Genomic DNA, 22,191 nt, shown 5'->3' with positions numbered 1-22,191 from the left:
GGGGTTGCTTTGCCCCTGACAGACAATCCATTAACCAGCGGCGCGAGGCAGACGCAATTAAACAACCAAGAACTGGCAGATCGAGGAATAAAAAAACGCGGCACAAGCCGCGTAAAAAATTAAGAACAAGGAGGTCATGCCTAACTCGCATGAGCGGAGCTCAGAATTCACAATTCCTATAGTGTGCCCAAACACATAACTCCGCAGCTCACAATGTCAGAGTAAACTCAGGATGCGCATCTCTCAAGTGACTACATACGTATTCATAACGAAACTCGGACTGTATACGTATTCAGCAGGAATCAAGCCTTGCAATAGTTTCGTAAAAAATCATCGTGTGTAGACATGGCCGCAACAGGCTGTTGCTTTAGCAGCTCTGTTTGCTGCATAAACCCTTGCAACTGAGACTTATCCATAGCTTGTGCTAAAGGATGATAGTCGCACGGTTCGACACCCTGCCCGAGCATAACTTGCAACCACGAAGACTCCGTAAACAAGTCATTTCGCTCTCGCAGGAGTAGCCCCTGCTGTGCAAATACATCGATTTTATGTCGCAAGCTGTCGGGAATTGCCATGTCTGCCATCTGCCGCCAAAAATCACTGTTCTCGCGGCGATTAAGTTTGTAGTGCAAAATCAAAAAATCTCGCACCTGTTCATATTCAATGCATGACTCGCGATTATATTGCGCTACTACCGCCGGTTGCACACCTTGATGAGGAAAGTATTTAAGCAGTCGCACGATCGCCGATTGCACTAAATAAATACTGGTGGACTCAAGAGGCTCTAAAAAACCGCTTGCCAATCCCACACCAATTACATTTTTATGCCACTGTTGGCGCGCCCGGCCGGTGCGAAAACGAATCACTCTGGGGTCACCCAAAGGTTGTGAGCAAAGGTTATCGCGCAGCTTTTTTTCAGCCTGTTCATCCGTCATAAAACGACTGCTGTAGACCAACCCGTTGCCGTGGCGGTGCTGTAGCGGAATTTGCCATTGCCAGCCTGCCGCATGAGCAATAGCACGAGTATAAGGCGGGGTCTGTGCCAATCGCTCTGTGGGCATAGCCAGGGCTCTGTCGCAGGGTAGCCAATGGCTCCAGTCCTCAAAGCCCACGCCAAGCTTTTGTTGCAGCAGTAACCCTCGCATACCAGAGCAATCGATGAATAAATCCCCAGCGATGGATTCGCCACTGGCCAACATCAATTTTTCCACCGCCCCAGTCTGTTGATTCATTGCCACATCTTCTACACGACCCTCCACCCGCGAGACTCCCAGCGCCTGGCTGATTTTCCGCAAGTAGGCGCCGTACAACCCCGCATCAAAATGATAAGCGTATGGCATCTCCAGGCGTGTATCTCTAATTTCCAGCTTGGCAAATTTACCCGCCTTTAAAGCCAGGTAGTTCAGATCATAATCCCACAGAGTTTTTGCGAAGCCCGCACGCTTGGCACGCAACCAATAATGATGAAACTGGCAAAAAGCCGAGCTTTGTCCGGCAGCTGAAAATGTGTGGAAATAACTCTGACCTTCTTGCAACCAGTCTTTAAACTCAATGGCCAGTTTTATGGTTGCACAGGTTTCCCGCAGAAACTCTGCCTCATCAATTCCCAGTACTCGATTGACATGCTGAATAGGCGGTATGGTCGCCTCGCCCACACCGATTGTGGCAATATCGTCTGATTCAATTAAGGTGATTTCTACCCTATCGGCCAGCACTTTCTTTAATAACGCGGCGCTCATCCAACCGGCGGTACCACCGCCTAGAACCACCACTTTTTTTATTGTTGTTTGCACCTAGATTCTCCACAAAATAAAAAGCCCTGCTGCACGTAGAGTGTAGCAGGGCTTTATTGAGGCTAGCTAAACTCTATCAAAACTTGTAGTTAACACCTAACAAGTAGTTGGCGCCGAAGCTCTGGTACTGAGTAATCTGGCGCGGGTCGCCTTCGTTAAACTGTACCGTGTCTTCGTCGGTCAGGTTTTGTGCCTGCAAAGTGACACTCAGACCGTGCAAGGACTCGATACCCGATTCACTGAAATCGTAACCGATTTGCGCATCCCACAGCTCTGAACCCTGACTGGTAGTATCCACCAGCGACAAACTGGTACCACGGGTTTCGGTCAGGTACTCAGAGCGCTTGCGGCCGCTGATACGGAATTCAAAACCACCGCGCTCGTAGTATGCGGTCAGCTGATAAATTTCGTCCGACAGACCCGGCACTTCTGAATCATCATCCAACTCACCATCGTTAAAGGTGGCGCTGGCCAATAAACCAAAGCCATCCAAAGCATCGCTAAAGAGATGGAAAGGCAGGCTGGCCTGCAACTCAATCCCGTTAACTTCACCGGTTAAGCCGTCCTCACGATTAGTCACCAGGCCATCAAACAGCACTGGGCCCTGTCCAGTATTGGCGCTTTGGTGGTAACCGGGGATGTAGTAAGGGGTAAAATCTTCTACCGTTTCCCCTTCACGATGCCAGTTCACCAAATCTTTGTAGAACACGGCAGCGCCCAGCATACCGTCGGCGGCAAAGTACCACTCGTAAGACAGGTCATACTGGTTTGCTTCCAGCGGGCGCAGTTCGGGGTTGCCCGAGCTACCGCTCCAGGGGCTGTTATTTACGTCCGATGGCTCGAGAATTTGCGCATCGTTGAACGAGAAAGACACGGTAGTGTTGGGACGCATATCATCCATACGAGGGCGGCTAATGGTTTTAGACGCGGCAAAACGCACAGTGTGATCTTCAGCCAGCATAAAGTTCAGGTTCATGCTGGGCAGCCATTTATCAAAGCTGGCACCGCCACTGACAGGAGTCGCCAGCACATATAAGTCGGGGCCGGTGTACGAGCCAAAGCCTGTAGACTGCTGGTCGGTATCCACATACTGCACACCTATATTACCGGTCATTTCTACGCCGCCGAAATCGGCAGCCAGATCAGCCATGGCATAAACGGTGGTGATCTCTTCGTTAACGGTGTAAGTGTCGCCTTTACGGCCGGTTTCTAAATCTTCGGCGGCGGTGGCGGTGTAGAAACCGCTTTCGTAAAGAGCGATAGAATCATAAGCCACAATGTTGCCAAGCCCAATGAAATCCAGGTTCGCGCTACCTTCGTAATACTCTTCTGGGATAGGTCCATCGCTGGGCCAAGTCGGTGCCGTTAAGAACGCCCCGGTATTGATTTTAGTCTTAGAGCGATCGGAGTAATTCAGACCCATTTCCAGCCCGCTGATTAACCCCCAATCAACCTCACCGTTGACGGTCAAACGGAAGCTGTCGAGTGTCTCATCGAAGTCGGGCGAGTTAACAAAACCATCTTGCGCCGTAGCGTAGCCCATAGGCTGGCCTTCGCTGGCCTGAAACTGCTCTACCGGTGCCAGAGAACCACCCCAAGCTTGAGGTCCGGCCAGACGAACTAAGTCGGTGTTTGATAAATCTGGTGCTGAAATGCTCGGATGCGCGCTGTACATTACACCCGTATCCGTCATGGTCCAGGCGCGCGCGGTCGCCGCGCCCTGCGTGGACGACTGAGCGCGGCCCACACCCGAATAACTTTCAATGTTGGTAATGGTTTTTTCCACATCGCCGGTAGAGGCATCAAAAGCCAGCGACCAATCATCGCTAATGTTGTACTCTACATTGACGCCAAAAGTGGTCAGCTCTGCGTCTTTACGCTCGGCATCGTTGCGTATCACTGAATGGAAACCTTCAAAGTAACCGCTGGTTACCAGGCCGTCTTCAACCCCGGTAACGGTGTAGTTAGGAGTGCCCCATTCCGCACCGCCCTCTTCTAGGCCACGAAAAACTTTGTCCTCACGAAAATCAATATAGAGTGCATCAACGGTAATGCTCAAACGCTCCGTTGGTTCGTATTGTAGTACCCCGGCTACCGAGTCGCGCTCCATCAATCCGGAACGAACAAATGAGTCGTGCCCACCGATAATCACCTCATCACCGGCCAGGCTTACGCCATCTGCAACGGTGGCATTTCCGGTTACATTGGCAAAACCCCAGCTGCGAAAATACTGCTCTTGGCTAGGTGACTCCATTGAGGCCAAAGACACCGATACGCCTAAGGTGTCATCGGCGAAAGTATCGGAATAGGTAAACGCTAAACGGTGACCGTTATCGTCGAAATCCGGGTTGGCGGATTCCATACCGTTTTGCTCATAAGTTGCGTTAAAGGCCAGAATGCGATCGTTGTCTAGCGGGCGAATAGTGCGCATGTCTACTGTACCGCCCACGCCCTGTGTCATCAGGCTGGCATCGGGTGTTTTATACACCACAACTTGATTGATAATTTCGGCAGGGTAGAGGTCGTATTCCACGCCGCGGTTATCACCCATGCCGAGAAGTTCACGACCATTCAGAGTAGTGCCCACATAGTTTTCATTAAAGCCGCGCACGGACAAACCGCTGGTGCGACCATCACGACGCTCACCGGCCAAACCCGGTAAGCGCGCCAGAGATTCGGCAATACTGGTGTCAGGCAATTTACCAATGTCTTCTGCCGTCAAAGCTTCAGTTACAGATGTGCTTTCACGTTTTATCTCTTGAGAGCGTTCAATAACCGAACGAAATCCGGTTACCACCACTTCTTCGAGCGTAGACTCTTCTTGGGCGTACACATTAATAGAACCTGCGGCCATAGCCACCGTGGATACCAGTGCAAAAGCGGGATTGAACTTACGTTTTATCATGATTAGATCCTCTCGCCAGGATATTAAATTATTGTTTTTGATCGTCTAAGATTTATGCCGGTTATTATTGAATGAGGCCAACATTATCTTTGGTTAATACTAGGCCGCACCTTTTCGCCAAACAACATAATGCATACGTATTCAGTCTTTATGCAGTGTGTCTTTACATACGTATTCATAACACAGAGCCTGATTTAATCGCCCTTTCCTCGAGCGACAAAGCAAACCCCATAAGGTGGCAAAGATACCTTTCTTTCTTTCACCTCAAATGAAAAGCCGTGGCCAGTCAACGGGGTGTCAAAATCCTGGGGAATTTCAAGCAAGGTATCTTTGGAAGAGAAATTAAAACAACAGAGAATGCTGTCGTTTTCATCCCGGCGAACAAAAGAAAGGACATTGTCTGCACAAGATAGAAACTTTATATCTCCGTGTTTCAGGGCAGAGAGCCCTTTACGCCAGGCGGTGAAGGTCCGATAGGCATTCAATACTGAGTTCGCATTCTTTTCTTGACTGGCAACACTGATTTGTCGATGCTCATCCGCTACCGGTAACCACTGCGAACGCGCTGTAGAAAAACCGCCACCTGCAGCCTCCGTCCACGGCATGGGCGTTCGACAACCATCACGGCCTTTAAACATAGGCCAGAAAGTAATTCCGTAAGGGTCCTGCAGTTTTTCCAAGGGTAGATCGACCTCAGTCAAACCTAACTCTTCGCCCTGGTATGAACAGACACTACCGCGCAACGAGCACACCATAGCATTTAACATTTTCGCCATTTCCGGACTGGGGTGTTCTCCGCCCCAGCGGCTTAGCACCCGCGCCACGTCGTGATTACCGATCGCCCAGCATGGCCAGCCCTCGCCTATGCCTTCCTCCAAAGATTCCACCGTGGAGCGTATATACTCTGGAGAGAAGTCATCTGTTAACAATTCAAAGCTATACGTCATATGCAGCTTGTCGCCGCCGCGGGTGTACTCGGCCATGGTGGCCAATGAATCTTCCGACGAGATTTCACCCAAACTAACTGTGCCCGGATAGTTATCCAGTAAAGCTCGCAAACGCTGCAGAAAGGCTAAATTTTCCGGCTGGGTATTGTTGTACCAATGCCGCTGAAAGGCGTAGGGATTGTCTTCACTGAAGCCTCGACCCTGTCGTTCGGCCGGTGGTTTTGGCGGGTTGTCTCGCAGCTGTTTATCGTGAAAGCAAAAGTTAATGGCATCCAAGCGCAAGCCGTCTACGCCTCGCTGTAACCAAAACTCCACTTCTTCTAATATCTGTGCCTGCACCTGCGGATTGTGAAAATTTAAATCCGGCTGACTTTTGAGAAAGTTATGCAGGTAATACTGGCCGCGACGCGGCTCCCACTCCCAGGCGCAGCCACCGAAAATCGACAGCCAGTTGTTCGGGGGCGTGCCGTCTTCGCTCGGATCTGCCCAGACATACCAATCGGCCTTAGCGTTGGTTTTGTCCACACGACTTTCGGCAAACCACTGATGCTGATCCGAGGTATGGCTGAGCACCTGATCGATAATAATTTTGATATCGCGGTTATGAGCCTCAGAAATTAAACGATCAATGTCATCAAGGTTTCCAAACAGCGGATCCACATCACGGTAATCGCTGATATCGTAACCAAAATCCTTCATCGGCGATTTGAAAAACGGCGAAACCCAGATAGCGTCTACGCCCAGTGATTTAATGTAATCAAGCTTACTGATAATGCCCGGAATATCGCCGACGCCATCGCCGTTGCTGTCCATCAAAGAGCGGGGATAAACTTGATAGATAATGGCTCCACGCCACCAAGGTTGTTGCTGCATGACATACATCCTCGCCGAATTCTCGCCCGGCATTGTTATTGTTTTGCAGGCCCGGCCTGCAGCGGCAGAGACCAGAAACGCCACCGCTCATTCATGCGTGAAAGGTTAGTGCAGCAGGGAAATAGTGCGCAATAGACTGCATACGTATGCATTTAATGCAGCGATTGAATACGTATGTAATCCATTGAGGCCGCCTAGTCAGGCTATTATTGTGTCAGTTGAATTTGCTCCTAAAGAGAAAAATAATCATGTTGCGAAATTACTTGGCTTTTAGTGCCCTCAGTATCTGCGCCCTAACCACCACCGGCTGTAACGACTTAGCCAGCAAACCCCAAGGCGCTGTCGCGCCCGGCGCACCAGGGGTCACCCCCACATGGGCTTATTCCGGTAAAACCGGTATTGGCACCAGCTATGAACAATACCTCAATGGGCAGTACAGCAATGCCGCCGCTACCGGTGATGTCAGCAAGGCGTGGTTTTCTATTGCCCAAGGCATTGTCACGGAAACCATGTTTGGCCTGATACATGAGGCGCAGATCAAAGACATGGAGCTGGTGATTCAGGGCGCAGACTTCGTCCACTACGAGAGCCAGGACACCATCACGGATATTGATTATCTGCACAAAGACGCCGCCGGTCGGCCTTTATCCTTGGCCTATAAAATCATCAATACGGACCCACAAGGGCGATACCGCATCGAAAAGCACGTATTCACGGACCCTAACCGCAATAGCGTGTGGCAGCGGGTTATTTTTACCGCCTTTGAAGATGGCCTGAGTGCCTATATGGTGACCAACCCGCACGTCGCCAATACTGGCACCAATGATTCCGCCTGGACCCAAGGTGACACAGCGTTCGCGCGCGACGGCGACAATGTCATCGCCATTGTCGGACCAGAAGGCAGCAAACCAAGCGTTGGCTTTGTCGGCACCTCTGACCTAGCCACAGACCTCGCCGATGGCAGCCAAGATTGGCAATACAAATCCACTGGGGATGCCTTGGGCAATGTAAGTATTAGCCATGCGTTAGCGGTAGACAGCAAAAGCCCACAAACCTGGGATTTTGTCCTCGCCTACGGCAAGACCGCTGAGCAAGCGCAAGCCGTTGCCAACGATAGCTTAACGCAGGGCTACAACGACACCTTGGCCCATTACAACGGCACTGGCGATGCCATCGGCTGGGAAGATTACCTGGCGGGCCTTGCCCCCTTGCCAGAGCTTTCTGCCACCGCCACCGATGGCGGAAAGCTCGCCTACGCCAGCGCCATGGTGCTCAAAGCGCAGGAAGACAAAACCCACGCCGGTGCTCTTATTGCGTCCTTGTCTAACCCCTGGGGCGACGTTGTCCCGGCAACAGAGTCCTCAACCGGTTATAAAGCCGTGTGGCCACGTGATTTTTATCAGGTCGCAATGGCTTTCCTGGCGATGGGCGATACCGAAACACCACTGGTGGCGTTCCGTTATCTGGAAAAGGTACAGGCATCTTCGAGCACGCCCGGCTATAAAGGCGCGCCCGGCTGGTTTCTGCAAAAAACCCATGTAGACGGCACACTGGAGTGGTACGCCGTGCAACTGGACCAAACGGCCATGCCGATTATGCTGGGCTGGCAGCTTTGGCAGAAAGGCATTCTCAGCGATGCCGACGCGCAGACCTGGTACCACAAAATGCTGCGCCCGGCGGCCGACTTTTTAGCCGACGGAGGCCAGGTAAACCTGGGCTGGAACGACACCCACATCACGCCCCCCTATACCCAGCAGGAGCGCTGGGAAGAACAAGAGGGTTACTCGCCTTCCACTACCGCAGCGATTATTGCAGGGCTGGTCACCGCGGCGGAATTTGCTACCCAGGTAGGCGATAGTGAGCGCGCTGCGCATTACCTGGCCCGCGCAGATCAGTATCGTCAGCAGCTGGATCAGCACACCGTCACCAATAAAGGAACCTTGGTCGGAGACGGCCGCTACTATTTGCGTATTACTCAAAATGAGGACCCCAATGATCAGGGTAGCCTTGTTCCTCGCAATGGTCAGGGCGCGCTGAACGAGATCGAAATTGTGGACCCGGGCTTTTTGGAGCTGGTGCGCTACGGCGTTCACACAGCCAACCATCCTGAGGTGGTCGCTTCGCTGGAGGAAGTGGACAGCCATGCCCTCCCGGATTACCTGCGCGTGCGCTACGAGTTTCCAGAAAAGTCCAATATCTATGTCGGCTGGCGCCGCTACGGCGGAGACGGATACGGTGAGCGCGTGACGGATGGCCGAGGGTACCAGGCCGAGGGCGAAAACCATCCCGCGCAGCGCGGCCGTGTCTGGCCCTTCCTGACCGGAGAGCGCGCTCACTATGAGCTGGCTCGACAAAAGGTGCGCGGTGAATTAGATGTCGATCAGCTAAAAAGTCGCTATGTGGCCAGTATGGAGTACTTTGCCAACGAAGGGCTGATGCTGCCCGAGCAAGTCTGGGACGGTGTCGGCAGCAACGAGGCGTACGGCTACGAGCTGGGCGAAGGCACAAATTCGGCAACACCGCTGGCCTGGACCCACGCCGAATACATTAAACTGTTGCGCTCGCTTGCCGATGGCGCCGTGTGGGATTATTACCCTCCGGTAGGCGAGCGCTACCAGCAAGCCGATTAAAAAATAACAACAAACGAGACTGAGTTATGAGCACACCATCGCAACGGCCTGAGCTTAGCTTCTGGCAAATCTGGAATATGTGCTTTGGTTTTATCGGCATACAATTTGGCTTTGCCCTGCAAAACGCCAATGTCAGCCGTATTTTCCAAACCCTTGGGGCCCAAATAGACGACTTACCTATACTCTGGGTCGCCGCACCGCTGACGGGACTGCTGGTGCAGCCTATTGTCGGCTATTTCAGCGATAAAACCTGGAACCGGCTCGGCCGCCGCCGCCCCTACTTTCTGGTGGGCGCCATAGCGACCAGTGCATCGTTATTTTTTATGCCGCACTCGCCCACACTGTGGATCGCCGCCGGAATGCTGTGGATTATGGATGCCTCAATTAATATTTCCATGGAGCCCTTCCGCGCGTTTGTCGGCGACATGCTGCCACAAAAGCAGCGCACCCTCGGCTTTGTGATGCAGGCGTTTTTTATCGGCGTAGGCTCTGTGGTCGCCTCGTGCCTGCCATGGCTGATGGCCAATGTTATCGGCATTAGCAATACCGCAGCCCCCGGCGTTGTACCCGATTCGGTGATCTGGTCGTTTACGCTGGGCGGTTTGGCCGTATTGCTGGCGGTGGGCTGGACGATTATCCGCACGCGTGAATACTCACCCGAGCAACTGGCAGAATACAACGAGGCCGAAGGCCAGCTGAGCCCGGAGCACTCGGCAGCCATTAAGCCCGCCAGCTACTACAAAAAAAGCGGCCTGGCGTGGTTTGCTATCGGGGCTTTGGGCGCAGCAGTAGTCGCTGTTTTTTCACTGCACGCAGAGCTCTACATACTCGCCGCCTGCAGTACCGGCTTTGGCGTTTTACAGCTCATTGCCGCCAGCCTGCAACATCGTGGCGCCACGGGCCATGGCCTGTACCAAATTACCCACGATTTTTTCCACATGCCGCGCACCATGATTCAACTGGCGCTGGTACAGTTTTTCAGCTGGTTTGCGCTGTTCTCGATGTGGATTTATATCACCCCCGCTGTCACCAGCCACCACTACGGAGCGCTGGATACAAACGGCGAGCTCTACAATCAGGGGGCTGACTGGACCGGTGTCTTGCTGGGCTCATACAACGGCTACGCGATGCTGGCCGCATTTATCATCCCCGTTATGGCGCGTAAGCTGGGCCAGAAACTCACACACTGCATCAACCTGCTGTTGGGCGCTTTAGGGTTTGTGTCATTTCTGTGGGTCAAAGACCCAGCCTGGCTCTTGGCCTCGATGGTGGGCGTTGGTTTTGCCTGGGCGTCGATCATCTCGCTGCCCTACGCCATGCTTTCCTGCGCTTTGCCCGGCCATAAAATGGGCGTATACATGGGGATATTTAACTTTTTTATTGTTATTCCGCAGATATTGGCAGCCAGCGTTTTAGGGTTGATGGTAAGCACAATTTTCAAAGGCAACAGCATCTACGCCTTGCTCTTGGGTGGAGCCTGCTTCACTATCGCGGCCCTGGCAACTTTAAGGGTCACTCTGCCCGCTACTGAAGCACCGTTGCGTACATCGCCTACCTGACACCCGTTGCGCCATAAGGCAGCGGCTTCTTTTCAATCAGACAATCCGTTAAGATTAGGCCTTCGCCAACCATGCAATTATTTGCTGGTTGGCCGGGCGCAGCAAAGCGCAGAACTCCCCAGTCTAATCAACAACGCGAGCCGGCCTTGCAAGATCAATCTTCTTTTTTCCATTGGATGTGTAAGCTATCGACCAGATTGCTAAAATCCACCCCCGCGCACTCTTACTCAGCGATTATGCTGTCTCTGGTAAGCCAAGCCGCTCTGATGATTGGCACCTTATTGCCCATTAAGGTCGTTATGCTGCTGGGTATGCCTGAAATACCTTCTTACATACCCTCGCCATTTGATCAGTTATCCATAAACTCTCTTATTCTTCTGCTGTCTCTTGTAGCGGTTCTTATGTTTATCGTGTACTTAGCCACCGATAAATTTTGCGCTCGTCTCATCCATGCATCCTGTGACAAAATCGTCGCTCAAACCGGAAAAGTGGTTCTGTTTGAAAACCAAGAGGAGCTGGCAAAAAACGCCTACCAGAAAATAGTCACCTCTATCGCAGCGATACTGTTTAACAGTTTGGTATTTGTGGTGGTTGGTGTTATTTACCCTGGGCTCTGCCTCACACTTATTACTTTTATTATTGTCAGCGCACCTATCGCAAACTGGTTTTTGGCGAAAAGTCGCCAGCAGAAAAAGCCTGTCGTTTACAATCGCGCCATACAGAACTTGGGAAACACCAGCTTTTTAATCAGTTTTGGCTTTATCGTTATTGATCATCTTTATTTTGCAGCGCCATCCATTTTGCTCACTATTATTGCGCTTATTTTGTCTCGCCAGGGTTCCAGCAAATTTTGCGCAGCGGCTATTGACCTTGCAGACATAGCCAACAAGCGCGAAAAGGTATCGGCCATATTTTTTGAAGAGCACCTTCTATTAAGCAAAAACATTCCAGACCACAGTGACCTTACCGGTATGCTAGCCGCCGACGCGCGCAACCATTGGTTACCGGAATTATTAAGTAAAGCGCAGTGGGAAATTAACAATTCAAAAGAGATTAACAGCCGGTGGCTGCAAACCAATGTGGCTAACGTATTTGCTCTCTGGGTAGAAAACAAAGCTACCCGAGAAAGCTGCGTTGTGAAACTGTTTGATAAAAACAAGAAAACGCTGGCTCAACATGAGGCTAGCTTGTTAACCAGCCCAGGCGCCGATGCGCTGCCTGCACCAGATCTTATTTACGCCGGTTCGCTGAACGGGTTCGCCGTCCACCTTTTATCCACCGATGGCTTCTCCCCACCGGTGCAAACGGAACAGTTTGCACACCTAGCACCGAAAATAAAACAAGCCCTTGCCAGCTGGCCCATCCCCGAAGAACTTCGCAGCGCCTACCAAAAGGCGCACCCACTTTTATGGCAACAACTGGATGCGGCAACATTCGAGCAGCTGCTCATAGCGGCCGATGCCGAAGAGCAACAGCAAATACAGAAAATACAGCAAGCGCTGCCTATGTTGAAAAGCGCTTTAGCCACACTGCCTGTTTGTTTATACAACCCACAGATAACACCTTACACTGTGTTGATAAGTGACTCGGACGGCTTAGCCTACCAATGGGGACAATGGGGTATGGACATTCTCGGCAGCCAATACCCTACAACACCCTACGGACAAAATGGCCTTAAAGATGCGCTAAAAGACATCAGCCTGGAAAGTGAGCAAACTTCAGCGGAACTTGCCAGTTACGTTGCCTGCCTGCTGCAGAACGTGGGCCAGCAACGCTATCTGGATGCGCTGGAGCAGCTCCCTCACATTCTCAAGCGGTTAGACAACCTGCCGCAGGCCTGACACCAAGATCAGGCGCTGCGCTCTTGTAATTGCTCCTGAACATGTTCGGCCAAACCGACTCCCGCTTCTGACATTGTCAGGTAGGTCTCATCCGCGCCCGCGGTGTTAATTTTATCCGCTTCATCGGGGTAGAGCGTATGTGAGGCAATAAAACCTTGATAGCCACGTTGACGCAGCTGGCGCACCGAAATAATTTTGGCTTCTATATCGCTCATACTGAGAATCACCGCTCGCACTCGATTCATCTCAAGGCCCTGCCAGAATACCTGATCCTCCGCATCCGCGAACAGCACATTACGCCCCTCTTTACGATGCCGATCAACTTTGCCGGGGTCGGAGTCCAGCGCAATTAGACGGGGGGTTCGCTCTTTTAACTGATCGTATGCCGCGGTTCCCGTTCTTCCCATCCCAAATATCAGTACTTCAGCATCGCCTAACGACAGAGGCTGTTGGTCCGGGTGGTGAATATCACGTTCAAACCGCAATAGCTTTTTCGATAAACGCTCGTAAAACGGATGTGCGATACGATTCAGCGGTGCCGAAATCACAAAAGAAACAGCAACCGTAAGAGCAAGTGGCACCAACCACTCCGGTAAGACAATAGCCGCGACAATCAAACCAAATTCGCTGTAGTTTGTTAGCGCCAGCGAAGACAAAAAGGCACTGCGCGCACGCAGTTTAAAGAGTACCAGCAGTAGAAAAAACACAGCTCCCTTGAGAGGCAGCAGTACGGTTGCCAGCAGAGCTAAAATGAGTGCGTCCATACCTGGCAAACCGCTCATGCCGATTTGCAGGAAGAACCCCACCAAAAAAATTTCTTTAATACTCCAAAGTGAGTTAGACAATTCAGTCGCTCGCTTATGTTTTGCCAACAGCACTCCAAAAGCCAAAGCTCCCAATTCAGAGCTAAGCCCCAGATGCTCAAACCCTAGCCCACCAATGACCAAGGCCAGCAGCAGACCGAACAACACCATAAGCTCATCGTGACCGCAAACATCCAGGAGTTTAAATAAGAGCGGTCGCAACAAAGGTAACCCAAGTACCAGTAGCGCCCAGGGGGAGGGGCTGGTATCACCGGCCAAGCTGATCACCAGTAACGCCAACAAGTCCTGAACAACCAATATACCAATGGCAACTCGCCCATGAAACGCCCGCAGTTCGCGTTTAGAGTCAAGCACCTTTGCCGCCAAAACCGTACTGGAAAACGACAAAGCCACACCTAATAAAAGCGCCTCGTAGTAACTAACCTCCAGCAGTACGTACATTGCCGGACTAAACAAGATTACAGCGATTAAAAAATGCAGCAATCCGCCACCAATAACCTCGGGCTGTACTAGATTTCTCACCCGAAGCTTAAGCCCCACCGTAAAAAGCAGCAGCAGCACTCCGAGATGCGCAAGGTGATTAATCACCTTGCCGTCATAGGCGGGAAATTGTATCCACTGCCCCAAACCCGTAACCGCAAACCCCGCAGCCAGATACCCAACCAATGGTGGCAGGCCGATGGCACGCACAGCTAAGCCTAATGCAAATGCGCAGGCAATCCAGATAGCTTCCAACATAAAAGTACTTTGTTCCTTAATGCGACTAGTTTTAGTACTATACCAACTCAACTATCACTCATGACGACATTTTTGAGTGTATTTACCAATGGCATCCGCCGGGACGACCCGCCGGTATACGGCGAAAGCCGACGACTTAGAGGACGGCCTCTAGGAAGATAACCATGTCATGGCTGTTTCTGATTCTCGCGGGCTTGTTTGAAATTATCTGGGCTACTGGCCTCAAATATACCGACGGGTTCACTCGTTTTGGCCCTTCCCTAATCACCGTTATTGCTATAATCGTAAGCCTTGCTATGCTGGGGCTGTCTCTGCGCCAACTCCCGTTAAGCACCGCTTACGCCATCTGGTCGGGTATCGGTGCCATAGGCACTGTAATGGTCGGCGCCTGGATTTTTGGTGAGCATTTGAGCGCTTTGCGCCTTGGCTGTATTGCCCTTATACTCGTCGGCATTGTCGGATTAAAATTAACCAATTAGGCAGCCCTATGAAAGAGCTTTACTCCGCCCATCCGGTTATGAAGGATCACCCTTTTGGGTTTTTATTAGCGGTTATCTTAATCGCCGCTTTCGGCCTCGGGTTAATCATTCTGCTGATTTGGCATATCAATAATAAATCTACTAAATTAGTCATCACTGAGGCAGATGTCCTGTACGAGCAAGGGCTACTGAGCAAAGAGCGCTCAGAGCTCAGCATCAAAAGCATTCGTACAGTCAGAGTAAAACAGTCTTTTCTGAACCGTATTTTTGGCACCGGCACTGTCGAACTCTACACCGCTGGCGATAACCCAGAAATCGTGGCCAAAGGCCTTCCTGATCCCAATACCGTGCGCGACATTATTAAAGCAAACGACTGAGTTAAACCAACCCCATGAGCAGCGACGATAAAGACAAACGTCAAGCCAGAAGTACGCTTATCGCACTGATCGTTATTCTTGCATTGGTGGTATTAGCCAGCTTCTTTATGGTGCCACTGATCGCCGAAAGCACCAGCGGTTTATTCGATGATGGATTAGGCCTAAAAAATGCCGCCATAATAGCCTTCTTTGTTACCGTTACACTTCTGGTGGTGTTTGCAATTAGCTCTGGTGACGGCCTTATTGGTGAGCTTCAATTCGTACTCGGTGGCTTCTTCAGCTTTTTTTTAATTCTATGGCTGATGATTGCCTGGATTTTTTAGACCCTCGTCATATACCCAACATACACTGGTTATTTTTATGAACTACCGTAACTCCATCGCAGCCTTGGCAATTCCATTGACCCTATTGGCACCTCTTAGTTACGCCGATAATAACCGCGGCTTTTTTGCCGGGGCCGGGGTATCAGCCATTAACGTCGACGACAGTCCTTCTTTTGCTAAAGCAAACATGTGGGGGGGCGAGGTGTTTGGCGGCTACAAACTTAACCCTTGGCTGGGTGCAGAGGTTAGGTATGGCTTGGGTTTAGGTGAAGAGAGCACTGAAGTAGCGCAACCTCTACCGGAATTAAATGTGGTAACCGGCGACTCTTTAACAATGGAGATGGATCACTATAGTGCCGTTTATTACCGTGCTGAAGCGGTTAACCAAACCGGTCGATTTTATGCTCTGTTAGGTTATGCCGACATCGAGTTCACAATGAAAAGCGATAATCATGAAATAACTTTGTCAGAAGATGACTTTTCCTGGGGGCTGGGGGTAGGCTTTATTCTCGACCCGCATTTAAATGTGAACTTTGAATACCGCAACCTGCTGGATGCTAACGAGTACCGATTTACCACAATCACTGCATCGCTCGATTATCGCTTTTAATGGATTTTCTGACAGAAAAGAATGTTAACTGCCCATTTTGTGATGCCCGGCTGACATTGCTTATCGATGAGTCAGCGGGCTCACAGACTTATACTGAAGACTGCCACGTGTGTTGCCAGCCTATGGAGGTTCAAATAACCCAGGAGGCAGAAGGCTATTTGCACGTGGATCTCCGGCAAGAGTAGCCTCCCATGAGTATCATAATGCCGCCTCAATAGCACTTCTCAGCGCGGAGCTATCGGGCTTTGCTTTACTGGAAAAGTGGGTTACTGACCCATCCTTTGGGTTGATGACATATTTATTGAAGTTCCAGCTCGGCTCTTCGCTCTGCCCCCCCAACCATTTAAATAAGGCACTTGCCTGCTCACCAGTTACTTCAGTTGGGGCAAGCATCGTGAAGCTCACCCCGTAATTGGTGTAACAAATGGTTGCCGCTTCTTCTTCTGACTTGGCCGCCTGCTTAAAGTCGTCACTGGCAAAACCCACAACCACCAGCCCCTCATCTTTATACTGTTGATGCACGGCTTCCAATGCTTTGAATTGTGGCGTAAAACCGCAGTGACTGGCTGTATTGACGACTAGCGCAGGCGCCCCCTGTAGAAGATCGCAAAGACTGACCGAATCGGATGAATGCAGTTTCCGATACTCCCCCTGAAACTGTGGAGGACAGGTTTGTGCGATGCCGCTAAGCGGCATTAACACCATCGCCAATAGTAAACCCCAAGTTTTCATACCCACCTCCTGACGTATTGTTAGCTCGAGCCACCTAGGCAACCGAGTATTTGATATGATCTTACGCTCAAACCACAGTTAAAAACAGGCGTTATGCGAATTCCACGAGTCTATGTCGACCAGCCTCTCAATCACGGTCAAATCACCACGCTAACGGACAATGCTGCACATTACATTACTCGCGTATTGCGCATGGGTGAAGGTCGCCCATTGACGCTGTTTAATGGTCAGGGCGGCGAGCATCATGGCTGCATTGTCGATACCGATAAAAAGACCGTACGCGTGCAACTGGAGGCCTTTGTCGACGAAGATCGAGAGTCACCCTTAAACATTGAGCTGGCCATCGGCTTGTCTCGCGGTGAGCGCTGGGACTTTGTGTTGCAAAAAGCCACCGAGCTTGGCGTAAACCGTATTATCCCTCTGATGACAGAACGCACGGAAGTAAAATTAAAAGGTGATCGTTTAGAAAAAAAACAGCAGCATTGGCAGCAAATAGGAATCAGTGCCTGTGAACAGAGCCAACGAAACCGGCTGCCCGAACTTGCCTCGCTTACCAGCCTGGAAAGCCATCTTGATAAAGCAGCAGGCGCCGTTAAATTCGTTCTGCACCATCGTGGTAAGCAGGGGTTATCCGCGCAACCCTCACCAGAAAATGTCTCTTTACTGATCGGTCCCGAAGGAGGTTTAAGCGAAAGAGAAATAGAGGCCGCACAAGCAATGGGCTTTCAACCTCTCACTTTGGGCCCCCGTGTGTTGCGTACTGAAACCGCACCCATAGTTGCGATTAGCCTTTTGCAATACCTGTGGGGAGACTTATAAAGTCGGTCTTATTCATTAATGGATTCAGACACGACCATCGGGCGACGGGTAGCAATATAATAAAAATAATACGGACGTATCAGCTCGGCTTCCTCATCGGGGCAGCCATTACTTTCCACAGCCTCGTTCAGGTTGTATGTAAGACTCAGGCGAGCACCACTATCACCAGACTCATAGGCGGCCACGGACTCCAGGCTCAGATAATCCTGGCACTGCGAATCCTCTTGCTCCCCCAAATCAACCAGCACCACTTGACCCTCATCAAAGTCCGGCTCATTTACGGGTAGAAGATCAGTATAGCGATCCAGAAATAGCCAGTAGGCCTCTTGATCACGAAAGACATGTGTCTGCTTTTCACCTTCGATGTCAAATAACGTTTGTTGACCATCGATCACCTTAGTGGCATCGATACGCACTGCAGTCGAATCACCCTCGTCATCAACTGGAAGGTCCGGATCAAAAGGCTCATCTCTTTCTGCTCCACAGCCTACCAGAGCAATCAGTAGCCCCGTTAGGTACCACGCTGTCGCTTTCATACATCCCCAAGTAAATAGTTAAGGTAGGTTTGCTCCAGTTGAGCCACAGCAGGGATTACCGCAGTTTCTCCCGACCAGCTCACCACCATTTCATCGTAAGTGTCAGGGGTGAGATCTTCGCGCTCGGAGATTTCACTGGGAATAACGCGAGCCAGGCGCGGCAATCCTTGAGTCAGAATAGCGATAAACCCTAATTCATCGCTCAGTCCGGTGGTATTTAACACCGCCACCCGTGCACTTCGACTCACCTCAGGTGCCTCATGACCGTTTAAAACCTCCAGCGACATCAACGGCACAGAGAGTTCACGCCAAGTCATCCGTCCTAAAAGCCAGTCAGGGGCGGCATCATCTTGCTCCAACTCGCCCAAAGGAACAATTTCAGCGACAGTCACATTGGGCATCAACAGGAGTTTATCGCTCAAAGGTACCAGTAAACTTGCGACTTCCTGAACCTGATCAGTTTCAATATGTTGCTGAGCTTTCATTAAGCTGCTGCTCCTGTAAATGATGTAAATGCTTACTCAATGCCTGCGCCAACTCGATCGGCGAACCAGAAAACTGCGCACACCCGGTCTGCAAAACCGCCTGGGGCATGGAATCAACGACGCAGGTCTCGGGCTTTTGTACCCAAACCAAGCCCTTTTGTTGTGCAACCAGTCTACTACTAGCCACACCATCTTCCCCCATTCCCGTAAAAACGATCATACCGCCACGAAATGAGTGAGTTCGAGCGACATTCGCCGCCAGCTGATCAATTGACGGTTGATAAGGCCCCTTCCAGGGATCGTCAAAGCAAACCAAAGTCCCATTATTTTGCACTTCTATTCGATACGCTGGATCCACCAGAGTCACAGTTCCGGCTTCTAACACACCTCCCTGATGAGCTAACCTGGGGCGGTAATGGCCAGCTTTCGACAACATACTTATTAGCGCCGAAGAATAGCCTTGGTTAATATGCTGCAAATAAACAAAAGCCACATCCAGTTCACTGGGAAGTGCCTGCAGAAACTCGCAAACAGCACTGGGCCCCCCGGTAGACGCGGCCAATAACCATACGCTTGAAGCTGCTCTGCGGCTAAGCAGATTGACGTCTCCCTGAACTCGCTGTAGGCGTAACTTAAGCCTTTTTAGCCATTGGCATTGCTGCACTGGCCCATAGCTGAGCTCGCTGCTGTCACACACGATAACGGGAATATCAGACGCTAAAGAGGGACTTAGCAAAACCTGCTCGGTTTTAGCCGCCTGTGCATCCGCATAATTTAAGGCCACCAACCAAGCGTCTAGCTCTTGGATCGTCTCGAGTTGCGCTAATTCAGAAGGGCTCACCCCGCCGCTGTTTGCGCTGACTAAAACGCTGCACTCTATTTTTTGTCCCACCTGAACGGCTACGGTTTTAATGAGTGCTAACTTTGCTTCACTGTCAACTATTACGCCCAGTCGCAGCGACCGTGGCATCTCATTTCTCCCCAGCCTCTGTGATCAGCTGCTCAATATTCTGCAGCAAAGCATCTTCCTGATAGGGCTTACCCATATATCGATTAACGCCAAGCCCTAAGGCTCGCTCTCGATGCTTCTCACCGGTACGTGAAGTGATCATGATAATTGGCAAATGCTTTAGACGAGAGCTGGTACGAATATTTTTCGCTACTTCAAAGCCGTCCATTCGCGGCATTTCAATATCCAGCAACATCACGTCCGGGATATGGTCTTGTAGCAGCAAAATAGCTTCCGCACCGTCTTTTGCGGTAATCACATTGTAGCCTTCGCGCTCTAGAAAACGACCCGTCACTTTACGTACGGTTACCGAGTCATCGACAACCATAACGGTTTTTTCATCATCTTCGTCGATTTCGTTCTGCGCCCCTTGCTTGAAGGGCTCAAGCAAGGTGGTTTCAGCAAGTCCCAGCGCCAGCTGCTCACGAATCAAGGCATGCAGGTCTAGAATAACAACCACGGAGCCGTCACCCATCACAGTTGCACCCGAGACTCCACGAACAGAACTAAACTGAGCGCCGAGGGTTTTTACCACAATTTCGCGGCTACCCATCAGCTTGTCCACTTGCAATGCAACAGTATTCTCAGCACTGCGCACTAGCACTACGGGCAAGGGTAGGGCCTGGCCATCCAACTTGGGGATAGCATCGCTATCGAGTAGCGAGCCCAAATATCGCACCAGATAATTTTCACCGGCGTATTCAAAGCGAGCGCTTTCATCCTGGTAATAATGTTCCAATTCAAACGGACTTACACGAACAATCCCTTCGATTGTATTCAGTGGGATCGCGTAATGATCATCGCCAATCTCTACCATCAATGCACGGTTCACCGACACGGTGAAAGGCAAGCGAACGGTAAACTCAGTCCCTTTACCCAGCTCAGAGGCGATAAACATAGCGCCCCCTAATTGTTTTATTTCTGAGTGAACCACATCCATGCCGACACCACGGCCTGAGATTTGCGTCACTTTATCTGCCGTACTAAACCCCGCATGCAAAATAAACTGCATAATGTCCTGATCAGACAAATGAGCATCGCTGGCCATCAAGCCCCGCTCAATTGCTTTCTCACGCACCCGCTCAAGGTTAATGCCCCGCCCATCATCCCGAAGACGCAAAACAACGTCACCGCCTTCACGGGACAAGCTGAGCGAGATAGTACCCGCTTCACTCTTGCCGTTTGCCTGGCGAACTTTGGCAGGTTCGATGCCGTGATCAACCGCATTACGAAGCATGTGCTCTAAGGGAGCAATCATCCGTTCGAGCACAGAGCGATCCAGCTCACCTTCAACATTGTCCAGCTCAAAACTCACATCTTTATTCAGCTCAGATGCCGCCTGACGTACGATTCTGCGCAACCGAGGTACCAGCCTTGTAAATGGCACCATTCGTGAGCGCATTAAGCCTTCTTGCAAATCGGTGTTAATGCGCGATTGCTGTAACAATAAGGTTTCAGTGTCACGGGTTTTATCAACCAAGGTCATCCGCAGGTCAAGCAAGTCAGATGCAGACTCTACCAGCGAGCGGGACAATTGCTGCAGCGCGGAGTATCGGTCCATTTCCAGCGGATCGAAATCTTCATGCTGCGCCATTTGCTCCTGACGGAATAAAATCTGCGCTTCCGTTTCAATATCCAACCGGCGAAGCTGTTCTTGCAAACGTTCAATCGTTGCATCCATTTCTTCCAGAGCAATACCCACATCGCCTACCTGCTCCTCGATACGAGCCCGAGCAATAGAGGTTTCACCCGCAAGGTTTACCAGCTCTTCCAGCAATTCAGCGGAGACTTTAACCACTTCCTGAGGGCCACTGCGTTTTGCGGCCAAGTGCTGAGCCTGCGCAGCGGTAGTGGCCACCTGGGCACCACCACCGGTCGATGAAGGCTGCCCGCCACCAAAAGCAGGTTGCGGTTTAACTTTGGGGGCAAAGGGCAAGACTTTACCGGCATCCCCAGCAACGGGTTCTTTTGTTTGTGGAGCGGGCGCGTCCGATGCTGGCTCTTGTTCAGCATCCATAGACGTGACGGGCTCTATCACTTCGCGAGGCGTTTCAGGGGGTGGGGGTAATGCTTCGCCGCTTAATTTGGCACGTACCACTGTGACCCCATGGTGAATTTGATCCTGATATCGAACCAGTGTGGCAAAAGTTGGCTGATCCATATCGTCAATATTCATTTCGATCAGCCGGGTTTCAAACTCGTGGGTTAAGTCACCAAGTTCCGTTAAACCTGCCAGTCGCGCGCCACCTTTTAGGGTATGTAAACAACGCTTGAGCTCTTCGGCACACTCTCGGTTGGACCAATCTTCTTCCCAGTCGTGCAGCGCACGCTCAATTTCTTCACAAAGCTCCTCAGCTTCCTCCAGAAAGATTTCGAGAATTTCTTCGTCGAGTTCATCTTCAACTTCAATATCAGCGGCAAAATCCCCAACCTGGGTAGGCTGTTCTAGAGCGTTATCGGTCGTTTCAGGGGTAATGGGGTTCTGCAGTTCATCGCTGGCCGCAGGCTCGTCTTCGAGGCCTGAATCTGGCACCTCAGAGTTCGCCGTTACCTCTACAGACGCTAAAGTGCTTTCACTTTCCTCAAGCTCTGAAGGATTTTCCTCTTTCAGAGCTTCGGCTTCGGCTTCGGCTTCGGCTTCGGCTTCGGCTTCGGCTTCGGCTTCGGCTTCGGCTTCGGCTTCGGCTTCGGCTTCGGCTTCGGCTTCGGCT

The 22,191-nt window shown here is 51.1% G+C and carries 18 protein-coding genes; 9 read left to right on the top strand and 9 right to left on the bottom strand.

Annotated features, from left to right (window positions below; genetic code table 11):
• Positions 1–302 precede the first annotated feature (302 nt).
• The 3 genes from D568_RS0116655 to D568_RS0116645 form a co-directional block, all read right to left on the bottom strand.
• Entirely contained in the window at positions 303–1,793 is a 1,491-nt protein-coding gene (locus D568_RS0116655) for a tryptophan halogenase family protein (RefSeq protein WP_020210745.1), read from the bottom strand.
• Positions 1,794–1,869: 76 nt separating this feature from the next.
• Positions 1,870–4,698, bottom strand: coding sequence for a TonB-dependent receptor (locus tag D568_RS0116650; RefSeq protein ID WP_020210744.1), 2,829 nt, complete (start codon positions 4,696–4,698; stop codon positions 1,870–1,872).
• 194 nt (positions 4,699–4,892) lie between these two features.
• Positions 4,893–6,518, bottom strand: a complete 1,626-nt coding sequence (locus D568_RS0116645; protein ID WP_020210743.1) for an alpha-glucosidase family protein — start codon at positions 6,516–6,518, stop codon at positions 4,893–4,895.
• Between the two features lie 248 nt (positions 6,519–6,766).
• Between D568_RS0116645 and D568_RS0116640 the strand changes: the two genes are divergently transcribed.
• The 3 genes from D568_RS0116640 to D568_RS0116630 all read left to right on the top strand — a co-directional run bounded on the left by D568_RS0116640 (position 6,767) and on the right by D568_RS0116630 (position 12,548).
• Positions 6,767–9,148 (top strand): glycoside hydrolase family 15 protein, encoded by a 2,382-nt coding sequence (locus tag D568_RS0116640; protein WP_020210742.1) that lies wholly within the window; start codon positions 6,767–6,769, stop codon positions 9,146–9,148.
• Between the two features lie 26 nt (positions 9,149–9,174).
• Entirely contained in the window at positions 9,175–10,707 is a 1,533-nt protein-coding gene (locus D568_RS20540) for an MFS transporter (RefSeq protein WP_051084091.1), read from the top strand.
• 236 nt (positions 10,708–10,943) lie between these two features.
• Entirely contained in the window at positions 10,944–12,548 is a 1,605-nt protein-coding gene (locus D568_RS0116630; RefSeq protein ID WP_157497961.1) for a hypothetical protein, read from the top strand.
• An 8-nt stretch (positions 12,549–12,556) separates the two neighbouring features.
• Here D568_RS0116630 and D568_RS0116625 read toward each other — a convergent pair whose 3' ends face one another.
• Positions 12,557–14,110: a cation:proton antiporter family protein gene (locus D568_RS0116625; RefSeq protein WP_020210739.1), complete on the bottom strand. Its 1,554-nt coding sequence runs from the start codon at positions 14,108–14,110 to the stop codon at positions 12,557–12,559.
• Between the two features lie 164 nt (positions 14,111–14,274).
• Here D568_RS0116625 and D568_RS0116620 point away from each other — a divergent pair, with 164 nt between their 5' ends.
• The 5 genes from D568_RS0116620 to D568_RS21555 are packed head-to-tail and all read left to right on the top strand — an operon-like array spanning position 14,275 to position 16,084.
• A complete protein-coding gene (locus D568_RS0116620) occupies positions 14,275–14,589 on the top strand; it encodes a DMT family transporter (RefSeq protein ID WP_020210738.1) in 315 nt (104 codons plus the stop codon).
• An 8-nt stretch (positions 14,590–14,597) separates the two neighbouring features.
• Positions 14,598–14,966 carry a PH domain-containing protein gene (locus D568_RS0116615; RefSeq protein ID WP_020210737.1) on the top strand — a complete coding sequence of 123 codons (369 nt, stop codon included), beginning with the start codon at positions 14,598–14,600 and terminating at the stop codon, positions 14,964–14,966.
• Between the two features lie 14 nt (positions 14,967–14,980).
• Positions 14,981–15,289, top strand: coding sequence for a hypothetical protein (locus tag D568_RS0116610; protein ID WP_020210736.1), 309 nt, complete (start codon positions 14,981–14,983; stop codon positions 15,287–15,289).
• Positions 15,290–15,326: 37 nt separating this feature from the next.
• Positions 15,327–15,899 (top strand): porin family protein, encoded by a 573-nt coding sequence (locus D568_RS0116605; protein WP_020210735.1) that lies wholly within the window; start codon positions 15,327–15,329, stop codon positions 15,897–15,899.
• Positions 15,899–16,084, top strand: coding sequence for a zinc ribbon domain-containing protein (locus tag D568_RS21555; protein ID WP_083915392.1), 186 nt, complete (start codon positions 15,899–15,901; stop codon positions 16,082–16,084). The genes D568_RS0116605 and D568_RS21555 overlap by 1 nt, the downstream gene beginning before the upstream one ends.
• 13 nt (positions 16,085–16,097) lie before the next feature.
• On the opposite strand, the gene D568_RS0116600 is transcribed toward D568_RS21555, so the two are convergent.
• Positions 16,098–16,631 (bottom strand): glutathione peroxidase, encoded by a 534-nt coding sequence (locus D568_RS0116600; protein ID WP_020210734.1) that lies wholly within the window; start codon positions 16,629–16,631, stop codon positions 16,098–16,100.
• Between the two features lie 93 nt (positions 16,632–16,724).
• Here D568_RS0116600 and D568_RS0116595 point away from each other — a divergent pair, with 93 nt between their 5' ends.
• Positions 16,725–17,450: a 16S rRNA (uracil(1498)-N(3))-methyltransferase gene (locus tag D568_RS0116595; RefSeq protein ID WP_020210733.1), complete on the top strand. Its 726-nt coding sequence runs from the start codon at positions 16,725–16,727 to the stop codon at positions 17,448–17,450.
• 8 nt (positions 17,451–17,458) lie between these two features.
• Here the strand turns inward: D568_RS0116595 and D568_RS0116590 are convergent, their stop codons facing one another.
• The 4 genes from D568_RS0116590 to D568_RS20535 all read right to left on the bottom strand — a co-directional run.
• On the bottom strand, positions 17,459–17,986 hold the full coding sequence (locus D568_RS0116590) for a hypothetical protein (RefSeq protein WP_020210732.1): 528 nt from the start codon (positions 17,984–17,986) through the stop codon (positions 17,459–17,461).
• Complete coding sequence (locus D568_RS0116585) at positions 17,983–18,471, bottom strand: chemotaxis protein CheW (RefSeq protein ID WP_020210731.1); 489 nt, start codon at positions 18,469–18,471, stop codon at positions 17,983–17,985. Before D568_RS0116585 ends, D568_RS0116590 begins: the two co-directional genes overlap by 4 nt.
• Complete coding sequence (locus D568_RS0116580) at positions 18,449–19,441, bottom strand: chemotaxis protein CheB (RefSeq protein WP_020210730.1); 993 nt, start codon at positions 19,439–19,441, stop codon at positions 18,449–18,451. The genes D568_RS0116585 and D568_RS0116580 overlap by 23 nt, the downstream gene beginning before the upstream one ends.
• 1 nt (position 19,442) lies before the next feature.
• Positions 19,443–22,191: response regulator (locus D568_RS20535; protein WP_020210729.1), on the bottom strand; the 2,749-nt coding region annotated here is incomplete at its 5' end.

It is taken from the genome of Gilvimarinus chinensis DSM 19667 (assembly GCF_000377745.1).
Taxonomy (GTDB): domain Bacteria; phylum Pseudomonadota; class Gammaproteobacteria; order Pseudomonadales; family Cellvibrionaceae; genus Gilvimarinus; species Gilvimarinus chinensis.
This window is presented reverse-complemented; position numbering and strand designations above follow the sequence as displayed.